Annotated in this window: 12 protein-coding genes; all 12 read right to left on the bottom strand. The window is 57.3% G+C overall.

Going from position 1 to position 13,168, the window contains the following annotated elements:
- Positions 1 to 12 precede the first annotated feature (12 nt).
- Genes CI070_RS04180 through CI070_RS04125 form a run of 12 tightly spaced genes read right to left on the bottom strand, consistent with a single transcriptional unit; the run spans position 13 to position 13,141 of the window.
- Complete coding sequence (locus CI070_RS04180) at positions 13 to 1,536, bottom strand: hypothetical protein (protein WP_094136164.1); 1,524 nt, start codon at positions 1,534 to 1,536, stop codon at positions 13 to 15.
- Positions 1,529 to 2,689, bottom strand: a complete 1,161-nt coding sequence (locus CI070_RS04175; protein WP_094136163.1) for a polysaccharide pyruvyl transferase family protein — start codon at positions 2,687 to 2,689, stop codon at positions 1,529 to 1,531. Before CI070_RS04175 ends, CI070_RS04180 begins: the two co-directional genes overlap by 8 nt.
- A gap of 6 nt (positions 2,690 to 2,695) precedes the next feature.
- Positions 2,696 to 3,724, bottom strand: a complete 1,029-nt coding sequence (locus CI070_RS04170; protein ID WP_094136162.1) for a glycosyltransferase family 2 protein — start codon at positions 3,722 to 3,724, stop codon at positions 2,696 to 2,698.
- A gap of 54 nt (positions 3,725 to 3,778) precedes the next feature.
- Positions 3,779 to 4,783 carry a glycosyltransferase family 2 protein gene (locus CI070_RS04165; protein ID WP_179218363.1) on the bottom strand — a complete coding sequence of 335 codons (1,005 nt, stop codon included), beginning with the start codon at positions 4,781 to 4,783 and terminating at the stop codon, positions 3,779 to 3,781.
- A 25-nt stretch (positions 4,784 to 4,808) separates the two neighbouring features.
- A complete protein-coding gene (locus tag CI070_RS04160) occupies positions 4,809 to 5,657 on the bottom strand; it encodes a glycosyltransferase family 2 protein (RefSeq protein WP_094136160.1) in 849 nt (282 codons plus the stop codon).
- 3 nt (positions 5,658 to 5,660) lie between these two features.
- On the bottom strand, positions 5,661 to 6,200 hold the full coding sequence (locus CI070_RS04155) for a putative colanic acid biosynthesis acetyltransferase (RefSeq protein ID WP_094136159.1): 540 nt from the start codon (positions 6,198 to 6,200) through the stop codon (positions 5,661 to 5,663).
- 30 nt (positions 6,201 to 6,230) lie between these two features.
- On the bottom strand, positions 6,231 to 7,802 hold the full coding sequence (locus CI070_RS04150) for a hypothetical protein (protein ID WP_094136158.1): 1,572 nt from the start codon (positions 7,800 to 7,802) through the stop codon (positions 6,231 to 6,233).
- 22 nt (positions 7,803 to 7,824) lie between these two features.
- Positions 7,825 to 9,000 (bottom strand): glycosyltransferase, encoded by a 1,176-nt coding sequence (locus CI070_RS04145; protein WP_094136157.1) that lies wholly within the window; start codon positions 8,998 to 9,000, stop codon positions 7,825 to 7,827.
- The gene (locus CI070_RS04140) at positions 8,997 to 10,136 is read right to left on the bottom strand and encodes a glycosyltransferase (protein WP_094136156.1); all 1,140 of its coding nucleotides are present in this window, start codon (positions 10,134 to 10,136) and stop codon (positions 8,997 to 8,999) included. Before CI070_RS04140 ends, CI070_RS04145 begins: the two co-directional genes overlap by 4 nt.
- Positions 10,136 to 11,179, bottom strand: coding sequence for a glycosyltransferase (locus CI070_RS04135; RefSeq protein WP_094136155.1), 1,044 nt, complete (start codon positions 11,177 to 11,179; stop codon positions 10,136 to 10,138). The genes CI070_RS04140 and CI070_RS04135 overlap by 1 nt, the downstream gene beginning before the upstream one ends.
- A gap of 2 nt (positions 11,180 to 11,181) precedes the next feature.
- A complete protein-coding gene (locus tag CI070_RS04130) occupies positions 11,182 to 12,012 on the bottom strand; it encodes an alpha-1,2-fucosyltransferase (RefSeq protein ID WP_094136154.1) in 831 nt (276 codons plus the stop codon).
- Positions 12,002 to 13,141, bottom strand: coding sequence for an O-antigen ligase family protein (locus CI070_RS04125; protein ID WP_094136153.1), 1,140 nt, complete (start codon positions 13,139 to 13,141; stop codon positions 12,002 to 12,004). The genes CI070_RS04130 and CI070_RS04125 overlap by 11 nt, the downstream gene beginning before the upstream one ends.
- Positions 13,142 to 13,168: the final 27 nt, after the last annotated feature.

The following is a 13,168-nucleotide window of genomic DNA, read 5'->3' as shown; positions in this document are numbered from 1 at the left end:
GTGAATGAAGAGTTAACGGTGAAGGTATTTTTTTGCCTGCACGATGACAATGCGGCGTTCTTCCGGGTTGAGGCCTAGGATGTAAATGCCTCCCATGGAAATAAGACAGGAGAAGAGAAGCACGAGGATATTCCCATATGGGAGGAGTGAGCGAAGATGCAGCAACATGAAATTCAACGCGCTGACCAGGAGAATAGTAAGAAGCGTTTTGAGAAAGACGGAACGAAGAAAGAGAGTAATGGAGAAGGAAAATCTTTTCTTTAGCAGGAAAAGTCTCAGGGCAGACGCAGCGAACGTCAGAATAATGGATACTACAAGGAAAGAAACGGGTGGATATCCCCATTGGAAGGCCAGATAGCTTAACGGGACGTTCAACAGGAGGATTGTTCCCACGCTGGCCTGGTAGAAAGCGATTTTCCCTGTAGCAAGGAGAACGGTGATCAAATAGGTGGAGTAGCTTTCCGCCAGCACATTGGCCAGGAAAAGGATAACGAAGATGTTGGTGTACTCGGGAATTTCCTTGAGCCAGAGAGATAGGATGAAATCAATGTTGAAGCACAGGGGGAGAATGAAGACGGCCAGCAGAAAGAAGCTGTAGCGCGTTCCGTTGAAGACAAGTTTCCACATGTGTTCGTAGTCTCCCGCCGCGTAGCTTTTCGTGATTTGCGGCTGCATGGCGCTGGAAAAACTTCCCATCAGGGCCGTGACCCCGGCAGATACCTGGGACGCCACGGCCTGCGCGGCGTTGATGAGTACGCCGAAAAAGAGGTTGATGACCACGTTGATGCCGGAACCTTTCAGCAGCCAGGCGATGGAGCCGAAGAGGTTCCATGAATAAAATGCTCCCATTTCCTTGAGGAATGGCTTGTCCAGGATGGCCCGGTAGCGGCAGATGGGGTAATGCCGCATGCAATAAAAGACGTAAAAGCCGCTCGAAGCCAGCGTAAGCAGGAAGCTGTACCCGGCGAAGTAAATCAGCCTGTCCATGGGAACGTAATACAGCAGGATGACGCATATTACTTTGACCCCTGTCAACAGGATTTCTACTGTCGCCAGCACCCGGAAATTTTCATGCGCAGCCAGCGTAGCGGTGTACGCCACGTTGAGCAGGCTTACCAGGAATGTCATCAGGGAAATCTGATAGACCCAGTTGACGGCATTCATTCGGTCCGCGGGAAAAACCATGCGGCAATTAATTGCCCACAGCCCCACGGTTTCTCCCAGGATGAATATCACCAGGGCAAAAATGAAGAGGATGCTCAGGGAGGAGGAAAAAACCTTGTTCAGCCTTTGGTTGTTGTTCCTTCCCAGTTCATAGGTGATGAACCGGCTGATCGCCGTGTTCAGACTGCCGTTGAACAGGCCGAAGAGCGCCACCAGACTGCCGACGACGTTGTAAATCCCGTAATCCGGTATTCCCAGCGCGTCCAGGGTAAGGCGCGACGTGTACAGCCCGATGACCAGATTGATCAACGAACGGGTGTAAAGCAGTATGGTGTTGCGGGCAATGCGTTTGTTGCTGTTTTCTTCAGCCATGGCGGGTAGCGGAGGTGCATTGTTGAATGGCGTTTTTCAGGAACTCCATGGAATGAATGCGCAGAGCCTCCCAGTTCCGTTCGACGGCCGTCCAGTTAATGGGACGGTCCAGTTGTTCGGCCATGGAGCCTTTTTCCGGATGGTAGATCCTGTCTTCCAGCCCCAGGGATTCCAGCAGGGAGAAAATACGCGTGTTCTGGACGGCTGTTTCTCCTTTTTGAAGAATGGTTATAAAGGGCTTGCGCATGATAAGCGCGAATACTGTGCCATGGAAGGAATTGGTGATGATGCAGAGGGCTTCCTGGAAGGCCTGCAGGAATTCATAAGGATCCGGGGAGATGGAATATTTTTCCGGGATGCAGCATTCCGCTCCCTGGAGAGGAATGACGCGGAGTGGGGCGCGCATTTTTTTCCCGGCCTCTTTCACCTGCTTCCAGGGAAGCCGGGAAAGCTGGCCTGTGTTGAGAAAATAACCCAGGACGCACGGTTCGGAAAAGTACGGCGGCCTCCCTTCCGTCAGCCGGGAGTATTCCCGGCGGTCCAGGAGCAGTGTGGGATCCAAAACAACTTCAACTTTTTCTGCGCCGGCTTTCCGGCATATTTCCACCCCGTGTTTTTCCCGTACGGAAATGGCGGAGAATTTAGGGAATTCCCTCTGGGCCAGGGTATGCCATTCCGGGGACTGCTGTCCCCATGCTGCGCTGGCGGCATAGGCCATGCGTTTGCCGGCAGGGGCGAAATCCAGAAGTTTTTCCGGTTCGCAGGATGTCCATATCTGGTCGCTTCCCGCCAGGTATGCGTCAAAATCCAGTTCTTGCGCGTTGAGTTCTCCAGGGAGGAAAATGGGGGACAGGGAGTGTATCTCCTGTTCAATAAAGGATTCAAATGAAGGGGCAGTCCGCGGGGCTTTCCGTTCCGGTTTCAGGGAACGGGCGCAGCGGGCAAGCAAATTCCAGGGATGCCGGCAGTAATAGTCCAGTTTTTGCCGAGTTGTGGGAGGGGGGGGGACGGGAAGCGGTCTGGGGAGCTGCTTGATCAGGGCGGATTGAACGGACATTCCTTCCAACACCTGCTGCATGGCATATAACTGCATCAGAGAGCCGTAGTTGCGGGTGATGAACGAATAATGGATGGTGATAATGCCTATCTTCATTGGGCGTCAGCTTTTAAAAAAATTTCTAACGGCGTTTGAGAGAGCCTGAAAACGGGTTCCGAGGCCGAACTGCATTCTGAAGTGCCGCAGAATCATCTGGAGAGAAGCAAGCTTTTTCCCCTTCTTCAGGTAATTCATGTAAGGGAAGGAGGTTGAGGCCGCGATGGCGGCCTGATCCTTGTGGTCAAGTTGCCGGATGATTTGCCGGTAAAAGTTTTTTCCGGAAAGAGCCCTTCTCAGCGTGCCTGTAATGCGTTCCCTGCATTCCCCGCGTTCCAGGCCGGAGGGGACGCACTGGTAGAGGCGGTAGATGGCATTGATGGAATTGATGAAATCCGGCGTTTTCATTCTTCCGCGGACAATGTTGTTCATAATGCTGCTCTCGTGGCCGGCACGGTAATGGTACAGGGGTTTCCGGATGATGGAGACGCGGCGGCTGTGACAGAGCATCCGGGTGGAAAATTCCATATCTTCGGATACCTTGAGTTCCGGCGCAAAGTGGATTTGATGGGCGCGGATCGTTTCCATGCTGAAGAGTTTCGCCCAGATGGAGACATCTACCAGAGCCGCTCCGGAGAAGGATTTTTCAGTTACCGCGTATTCGTCCCGCATGTTTTCGGAAGGGGGGTAAGGTGTTTCCATGGAAACCTCCTGATGATTTTCCTGATGGATGCAGATGGAACACATCACCATATCGGCGCAGGATTCCTTCATGGCGGAAAGGAGGCTTTCCAGCGCGTCGTCCTCAACCCAGTCGTCCGAGTCAATGAATGTCAAATAAGGGGCGGAGGCCAGTTTGATGCCCAGATTGCGTGCGGCGGAAACGCCCCTGTTCCGCTGGTGGATGATTTTGAAACGCGCGTCTTTGTTTCCGTATTCGTCCAGAATGGCTCCGCTGCCGTCCGGGGAACCGTCATCTATGCAAATACATTCCCATTCTTTCAGGGTTTGGCGGAGAACGGAATCCAGGCATTGGCGCAGATGGCGTTCCACATTGAACACCGGAATGACGATGCTGACGAGAGGCTGGGTCATATTGTTGAAAGGCTGTGTATGGGCGATGCCGTTTGGATGGGGAGGCTCAGAGGGTTAAATGTTCCTTGTTTTCAGCAGAAGGTGGGCCAGCCGGTATCTGCGCGCCGCCAGCAGGCGGCAGACGAGGTGGTAGTAGCGGCCGCACAGGGGAAGCTCCGCCTTGCGGGCGGCCAGACCGCTGGAAAGGAAGTCCCGGAATACTTCCCTGCGCGCGGCATAGGGTTGCCGCTGGAGGGCATGGAAAATCACGCTGATTTTTTGCAGGATGTAGCCTTTGACGACGGGGATGTCTTCCTGCGGGAGAGAAAGGGTGCTGATCCAGGCCAGGAATTTGGCCGTGAGCGTGTCTATGTCCCGGACGAGGTTGAAGCGGCTGCGCTTGGCCGCTCCGTTTTCCTTTTCCTGCGCGCGGTAGTGGTAGAAGGCTTTTTTGACCAGGCTGATGTCCGGGGAGCAGGCGGAAAGGTAGTCCAGGACAAACTGGAAGTCTTCAAATACGACGGCGGAGGTATTGAAGCGGATGCCGTTTTTTTTCAGGAGTTCCGTGCGGAACAGTTTGTTGCAGGAGGATTCCATGTCCAGGCTGGTCAGCAGGTAGCGCAGGAAGGCCCCCGTTTCCTCCGCGGGGATGTGCTGGTCCCGGCTTGGGAGGGTGGTTTCCGTGCGGATGAGCCGGAGCCCCGTATGGAAGTCTTTGCTGATTCCGTAGCAGAGGAGGGAGGCTTCCGGCGTGCGCAGAGCCGCCTCATGCAGGCAGTCCAGCATGTCCGGCTCTACGGTATCGTCCCCGTCCACAAAGGCGGTCCAGCTTCCCTTCGCCACGGAGAGCCCCGCGTTGCGCGCGGCGCTTACGCCCCGGTTGTCCTGGTGGATGGCGGTGAAACGGGAATCCTTCCGGGCATATTCGTCCAGAATGGCTCCGCTCTCGTCCGGGGAGCCGTCATTGATGCAGATGCATTCCCAGTCCGTCAGGGTCTGGTTCCTGATGGAGTCCAGGCAGTCTCTGAGGAAGGGGCCGGAACGGTAAACGGGGATGATGATGGAAAAAAGGGGGGACATGGAGAGAAAGCGGGGTGGAATGGAATCAGCGTGCCGTTTTGGCGGCGTCTTGTTTCTGTTTTTCGAATTGCCGGGCATCCACGAGGGTCCTGTACCACCATCCCTGCATGAAATGCCACAAAAATCCTTCCCTGCCGTCCAGAAAACCCAGTTTCAGGAAATAACGGTAGCAGAAGTAGGCGAAGGAACGCCAGAAAAGCGGCTGGCGGGCGTAGCGTTCCTTCATGGCCCGCTTTTTGGCCGCCTGACCGCTGATGCCGGAGGCCGCCGCGGAGGAGGAGAGGATGTCTTCAATATCCGCCGCTTCCCGGGCGGAATAGTCCACGTGCTTGTGCGCCCACCATCCCAGGTCATTCAGGTTTTCGTCCACGAAGTCGTATTCGAATTCGACGGAGCGGCCCCGGCTGAGTTCCATGTGTTCGTCCATATGGCGCTGTTCGCACCTGGCCGCGCCGTAGCGGAACAGGCGCAGCAGCTTGACCGGGTAAACGCCGTGCTTCATCCAACGGCCCAGGAAAATATGCCTGCGCTTGTGGATGATTCCGGTGACGTCCGGGGGGAGGGAGGGCAGTTTTTCTTTCAGTTCTTCCAGGGCTTCCGGCATGAACCATTCGTCCGCGTCCAGTCTCAGGACCCATTCTGCGGTGATGGGGCAGTTGTCCAGAGCCCAGTTGAATTGCAGGGCGTACAGGCCGGGCCATTCATGCTGGATGACCTGCACCCGGGGGTATTCCCGGCAGATGGCGGCGGTGTTGTCCGTGGAAAAACAGTCAATGACAAAGACTTCCCTGGCGATGGGAAGAATGTTTTCCAGACAGCGGCGGATATGGAGCTCCTCATTTCTGGCGAGGATGATGACGGCGAGGTTAAGCATGGTTCAGCGGATCGTGCGTTGTTTGATGAATTGGGCCGGGTTCCCGCCTACAACCGTCCAGGGAGCCACGTCCCTGAATACGGCGCTGCGGGCTCCTACCACGGCTCCCCTGCCAACCGTCACCCCCATGCCCACAAAGGCCTGCGCCGCCACCCATGCCTGGTCTTCCACGGTAATGGGGGCGGAAATGAGGGAGTGGGCGGGGTCCGAGATGTCATGGGAGGCCGTGCAGAGGAAGGCCCCCTGGGAGATGACGGCGTGGTTCCCGATGGTGATGGGGGCCTTGTTGTAAATTTCCGTATCGGGGCCGATGCAGGCGTATTCCCCTACGGAGAGGTTCCAGGGAGCCCAGATTTTACTGCTGGGGTAAACGAGGGAGGCGAGCGGTATGCGCGCCCCGAACAGGCGCAGCAGAAGGTTCCGGGGAACTTTCATGGCGTTGGTGACCATGATCCGGAAGAGGGTCCTGTTGACAATATACCAGCCGTACCGTTTGAGGCGGTAGCTGAGGGAGTAATGTTCCTGGTAACGGGAAAGGTCCATGGCGAAAGGGTGCGGAGGTGGAAGGGGGGGTTATGGACGCGGAGCGGCGGGTTCCGCATCCGTCCTTATTCCGGTGGAAAAGGGGGCCAGCGGGCCGTCCGCGGACTGGCCCGCCTTTTGGAAATAGATGTTCCTGAAGGCGCGTCCTTCTCCGGTTCCCCAAAGCGGGCGGTTCCAGGGATGTTCCGGGTGGTGGAGGTGCCCCTTCCATTCCCGCTGCATGTTGGCAAGCCGCGCGGGTTCCGAGAAGGCGAGCGTGGGGGCGGCCTTGGCAAAGACGGAAAGGCTGGGGAGCGCGGCCAGGATCAGGTAACAGACGCACAGCCGGCGCCACCGGGGCGGCCCCATCCGTTCCGAGAAGATGCGGGTGAAGATGAGAGCCAGGCAGAAGAAGCTGACGCTGGAGGCTTTGTAGCAGAATTCATTGTAGCCGCCCACGGAACCTATGTAAATGAAGTAGGTAAGGGTGAGAATGGACAGGGCTGACCAGAACAGGGCGTCTTTTTTGAAGCGGCGGAACAGGAGCGCCGCCGGAACGCCGACCGTCAGCAGCCAGGAGCCGGCCATGGCGGCCCAGAATTTCCAGTTGCCGTACTGGAGCAGGTCAAAGGGGGAGTCCTGCCACGTCAGGCGGATGCGGTTGTTTCCGTTGCTGCTCGTGAAATAGATGCCGGCCAGCAGCACCAGCGCGGCGCCCGCCAGCACCGTCCAGGAGGAGAAGTATTGCCTGACGGGCGTGCGGAGGATCAGCGTGCGGACGGCGATGAAGACCAGAAGGCCCAGCGAGCCGATGGGAGAGGCGAGCAGGCACAGGGAGGCCAGGAAGAGCTGGTATTTGGGCGGAATGTCCCAGGCGACCGCCATGGACAGGAACAGCCACAGCAGCGTGGTGTGATGGAAGGTGTAGTGAAGCTGCATGGTGGGGGGCACGCCCCCGAAGAACGCCAGTACCGTCAGGTAAAGTTCGTGGGCCAGCGGCCCTTGCAAATGGAATAAATGAAGCCCCCACCTGACGATGCCGTCCAGCGGGCCCTGGAAGATGAGCAGGAGCAGGAAAAGCAGGGTGGCCGTACGGAATTTGCTCCAGAGGACCGTGAGGGTTAGCGCCAGGCCCAGCCCCGTCCAGGCGGTCAGGACGTAGTTGATGATGAAGATGTCCGAACAGGAGAGGCATTTGCACGCCAGGGCCGGGGGAAGCCAAAAGGCGAGGTAGTAGATGAAGGGCCGCCCTCCCGCGTCCACCAGCGGCCAGTCGCAGCGGATGAGCGTTTCATAAATGGGGTTGCGGACCACGAAGTCCGCGTGCTGGGAAGTGATTCCCGTCATTCCGCCCGCCAGAAGCCACAGAAGGGAAAGGGCGAGGACGCAAAGGTAAATGGCCATCTGGCGCCTGGTGAAATGAAGCGTGGGGGCCGGGATTGTTGCGCTCAGCAGGACGGCTGCCGCGGCTACGGCCGCAGCGGCCGGAACGGAAAACAGGGGCCTGACCCATCCCAGCAGGAAAAGGATGGTCGGGAGCGTCATGTAGGCCACGGCGCAGGATACGGCGAGCCTGCCGCTGACGGTGAATGCGATGTCCGTTTTGTTCCGGGTCTGTTCCATGTAGAAAGGGGGGAAGGCGTGTTCAGGAGGCGTTTGGTCGGAAGGCCTTTTCCCACTGGGGAATGATGTGCTCCCGCGTGAATTTCCGGCTTTTGGCTATGGCTTTCCGCGCCATGGCGTGCAGGGCGGCCGGTTCCTGCATCAGCCCTGCGGCCATTTCCGCCATCCGGCTCGCTTGGAACCCTCCGGCTGCGGGCAGGATGCAGCCGTCCTTGCCGTGGTCCACCAGGTCATAGGCGGCGGAAAAGCTTCCGTAAACGATGGGGGAGACGCCGAAGGACATGCCTTCCACGATTACCAGGCCGAATCCTTCATATTCCGAGGTTAACAAGAGCAGGGAAGCCTGTTCGTAATACGGAGCCGGATTTTGGAAGCCTTCAAAGGTGACGTGCTTCAGGCGGTGTTCCGCACAGAATTCCTGAAGGGAGCGTTTTTCCGGGCCGTCTCCCACCAGGCGGAGAGTCCAGTCCGGGAAGCGGGGTTCCAGCAGCGCCCATGTTTCCAGCACGCGGGAGACCCGTTTCTGGTTGGGTTCCAGCCGTCCGACAAAGAGAACCTCCTTTTTCTTGAGGGCCGGATCATAGCGGAATTCCGGATTTTCCACGGTAATGGGGTTGGGAATCGTCAGAAGTTTTCCGGTATCCTTCAGTCCGGTGATGTTCCGGAAGGACTGGTGGAAACTGTCAGAAAGGAGGATGTAACGGTCGCTGTGAGCGTAAACGTAACGCAGGCTGGCACCGGTAGCCATGGAGCAGCCTTTCAGCAGAAGGCGCAGGCACGCCCTGTTGAACGGGTTTCCCGTCCGGGCGATGCGCATCCGGAGGCCTTCCAGCCGGGCGTTGCAGTCCGGGGCGTTGTGGTGGACGGCCAGCAGGCGGCATGGAAGGCCTTTCATGGCTTTCCGGCACAGCCTGGTGACGTGGAAGGGCAGGCACCACTGGTTGATGATGACGTCAATGTGACTGGAGACCAGGATGTCCCGCAGGGCGTCCCGGTTGGCCCGGCTGGAGACGGGGTAGCTCAGCCGGTGCAGGGTGACCCGGTCGTCCAGCGCGGGGGTGGGCGTTTCCGTCACCTGTTCAAAGGAAACCACGTGCACCGCGTGGCCCCGGGCGGAAAATTCATTCGCCAAAATGGCGGTGACGGTTTCCACGCCGCCCACGGAAGGGAATTTTCCAAGCAAAAAGAGGATGTTCATGGGAGATAGACAAATTCCGGTTTGGCTTCCTGCCCCAGCAGATACCGGTACAGGCGTTTCATGCAGTCGGCCGCGTGAGGGGCGGCGCAGGTTTCCATGACGAGGGCGCGGCCGCGTTCCCCCATGGCGAGCCTTTCCTGCGGGGAGAGGCTGAAGGCGTTTTCCAGGGCTGCGGCCAGGGAAGAGGAATCTTTGCCGCACCACCAGCCGCACCGGCGGGTGTTCAGCGTTTCCCACGGCGTTCCCCGGCTGGCGATGACGGGCGTTCCCGCCAGCAGGGCCTCCGCAATGCTCATGCCGAAGTTTTCCTGGTGGCTGGGGGCGCACAGGACGTCCAGGGAAGCGAGCATTTCATATTTCCGCCTCCCGGATACAAAGCCCGTGAAGGAGATGTTGGAAATGTTTTCCGCCCGGACCAGTTCTTCCAGCCGGGCCTTGTATTCCGGTTCTCCGTCCCCGATGAGCAGAAGCTCCGCGTTCGGGAGGCGCAGTTGACCCCAGGCCGTGATCAGGGCCTCCAGATTTTTGATGGGATGAAGCCTGCCCAGGAACCCTGCCCGGAAGCCGTCATGCCCGGGGCGCCTGATGTCCGCAAGATATTCCGGAATCCGCACCGGATTGGGGATGACGGCCACGAGGTTGGAAAACCCCATGTCCCTGTAGTATTCCATTTCCTTGTCGCAGGTGACGTGGACGCAGGCGGCTCCGGCGATGTCTTTCCGGTGCCCCAGGGCGAGCATGAGTTTCTTTTTCCAGCCGCCGCGCTCCAGCGCCTGGGGGTACAGCATGCCGTGCAGGGAAACGATGCAGGGTGTGTCCGTTTTGCGCGCGTGCGCGCATGTCGCGTGGTTGACGTCCAGCCACAGGCCGTTGGTGTGGTAGAGGCTGTATCGGGAGCCGGCCAGAAAACGGCGTATGTTCCGGGAGACGGCGAGGGGGGTGCGGGCGTCAAACGGGCAGGCATGGATGAAGCTGTCTTCTCCCACCATCCGTTCTTCCGGGGAGCCGGGCTGGAGGGTGAGGATATCCGTGGGCATGCCGGAAGCGTTCAAAGCTTTGACCAGGTCATAAGTGCAGGTGCTGGTGCCACCCGAACGGGAGTCAAGGGATGCGATGGTTTGTAATATGGGAGCCATTAATCTAAAAGGGAGGTATATGCCTTGAGCTGCGCTTCCACGCGGCCGTTCCAGTTGATGTCCGCTACGCGGCGCGCCATGGTCTCATAGTTCTTTTCAACTTCATGAATGGCGTTGCGCAGGCCGTCGGGAGCGGCCAGGGAAAAGACCGCGCCCGTTTCCAGAGCGGTCACCATGTCGGCGGCGCTGCCCACCTTGTCGCTGGCGATGACGGGCAGCCCCCGGAAGAGGGCTTCTTCCACGACCAGACCCCAGGGCTCATAGAGCGAGGGGAGGATGAACACGTCATGCCGTTCATAGATTTCCGGGAGCCTGTCATTGGGGATGTGGCCCAGAAAGCGGATGTTGCCCCCGGCCATGTTTCTGAGAAGTTCCTTTTGGGGCCCGTCCCCCACGATGGTCAGAGGCCGCCCGTTGGAGTTGAATTCCCTGATGAGCATTTCCAGATTTTTTTCCGGCGCGAGGCGCCCGACGTAAATGTAGTTCAGGGGGGAGGACGGGGAATGGGGACGGGAGCGGCGGCCTTCCATGTTAAAGATGCCGACGCTGCCCGTGACGTGGATGTCGCCCGGGTAGCGGATATGCTCAAACAGGGCGCGGTGGGGGGAACCGGAAGGGAGAGCCGCGCTCATGCGGCGTATGACGGCTTTTTTAAGCAGGCCTTTCCAGCCGTTCATGCCGGAATCAATGGCTGACGATTCGCAGATGACGGCATTGCGCCGTTTTGAGGAAAGAAAGCTGTAGATGTTGTATTCCGGCGCCATCCAGCCGGAGAACAGCACTCTGCGGGCCCGGACCCGGGCCATCAGCTTCAGGAGCCTGAACAGGACAAGGGCCTTGTTTCTTTTTCCCGCGTCTCCCTCATGCAGAAAGAAGTAGTCAAAGCCGTTCTCATTGTCGGAGAGCCGGGTATTGACCGCTTCCGCCCCATAGCCGTAAAGGACCAGAAGAACGGAGTGTTTTTTCGCCAGTTCCTCACAAAGCCTTGCCTTGTAGAAGGAGGGCGTATTGGTCAGGTAGATGAAGTCATATTGCTTTTTCATATTTAAAGAAGCGTCTTGAATTCATCCGGAATGCGGGTGCTGTCCCCCAGAACGGCTTCCGGAACGCGGTCCCGGAACACCCGCTTGAAATGCCTTTTGTTGAACAGGATGGGGCGTTCCCCCATGAATGCCCCCCAGGCGGAGAAGGTGGAGTCCGAAGCGATGACCCATTTGCACTTGCTGATGGCGTACATATCCGCGTAGGCGTTGCCGTAGAACGCGCGCCTGGTGTTGGACAGGGCCAGCAGCTCCCTCAGCTCTTCGTCCGAGCCGTCGGAAAAGATGAGGAATTGCTGGGACGGCTTGATGGACAGGATTTCCTTGACGAGATTCACGTACCAGCAGATATCCACCCGCATCTCCGGGGAATAGTCTCCCAGCCGCACGTGAATGGCGATGCAGTCCTTCAGGGCTTCCGGACGCACGTTTTCAATAATTTCCTTCCTGGTGATTTTTTCAATGAATTCATGCACCAGGTCCATGTGTTCATTGAGGTCGTCGAAGTATTCCCCCATGCCGCGGATTTGTTTCACCCTCCGGGAGCCGGGGCGCAATTTTTCCGCAAGCAGCAGTCGGATTTTTTTGAATCCGCTGATTCCCAGTTCATTGAAAATTTTGAAATAGACTCTTTTATCTTTCTCCCGGCGCAGGAAGGTTCCCGGGCTGAGTTTGGTCCAGGTGGGGGAAATATAGCCTGCGTTTTCCTGCCTGCTGAGTATGTAGGCGCGGGCCGCCACAAACATGCAGTTGGCAAGCCCCGGTCCTGATAAACGGAACCAGCCGAAGTCATAATCCGAGAGGACGGGGTAGAAGTATGTTTTTTCAGATTCCATGTTTAAGGTCTGTCATGCGTTTTTGTAATACGGCGAAGGAGGTGAACAACAGGGTTGTGACTACCTGGTTGATCCCCCACAGATATGATTCAAAGTTGGCGGCGATGAGAACGGAGATAATGATGAACAGGTGTATCCTGTCATAATCGCAAGCGGATTTATGGAATTTCCGCCAGACGGTGAAGGTATAATACGCCATGAACGCAAACAGCAACATGGAGTAGGGAATGCCTATCATTTTCATGATATCAAGATAGCCGTTATGGGAGCCCAGGCCGCTTACCTCCTTGGCCTTTTCACTCTGTTCCACGTCAAAGCCGTTTCCCAGGATGGGGGATTCTGCAATCATGATGAGGGTCGCTTTCCGTTCTCCTTCCCGGGAGGATGAAAAATCCATATGTTCCACGGATTCCGTGAACCGGTTCAGGCCGGTGGAAGAGATTCCCGTCATGGGCAGGATGATTTGCCAGGTGAGGATTCCGGCCAGAAGCACCGCCAGAAATTTGATGTTCAGACCGTATTTGATGATGAAGGTCAAACAGAGAATGCCTATGGAAGCCCGGCTGCCGGAGAGGAATGTGGCCAGGGCGCACAGAAGAATGATGGCGATTTTTTTCTTTGAGCGGTCGGAAGAATCCAGAATCATGGCCCCCGCGCATAATGAGGAGACGGCTCCCAGACCATTCGCGTTGCAGAACCCCAGGGTGTAGCGTCCCTCAAAAACAAGGTTATTGTGGACAAAGCCGATAAGGATGAGCACGGTGGTGACGGTCGCCAGAACCGGCATGAGACGCTGCAAATAAAGTGACGGGTCCTTCTGGACGGAAAGCGCAATCATCAGGCAGCAGACCACCTTGGCAAGCAGATAAATCCCCGTTTTCTCATTGAGGTTAAAAATACCGAAGGTGAATTGGTACAGGATGAAGATGAAGACGAAGGAATAAATGAAAGAGGATGATGCGATCGTCTTCCGGTCAAGTACGCGTCCGGCGTTGATCAGCAGCAAAAGAGCCCCCAGACCCAGCAGGAGGAAAGACCCCATGGAGCCAATGCCGTTTAAGGACATGTGCTGCTGGCCAAGCTGGCAGAGAATGAAGGCGAAAGCCCAGTATTTGCAGAGTGTGGCCATATCCGGATCCGCTGAATTCGAATGAAA

The sequence above is a fragment of the Akkermansia muciniphila genome, assembly GCF_900184965.1.
GTDB classification, from domain to species: Bacteria; Verrucomicrobiota; Verrucomicrobiia; order Verrucomicrobiales; family Akkermansiaceae; genus Akkermansia; species Akkermansia muciniphila_A.
This window is presented reverse-complemented; position numbering and strand designations above follow the sequence as displayed.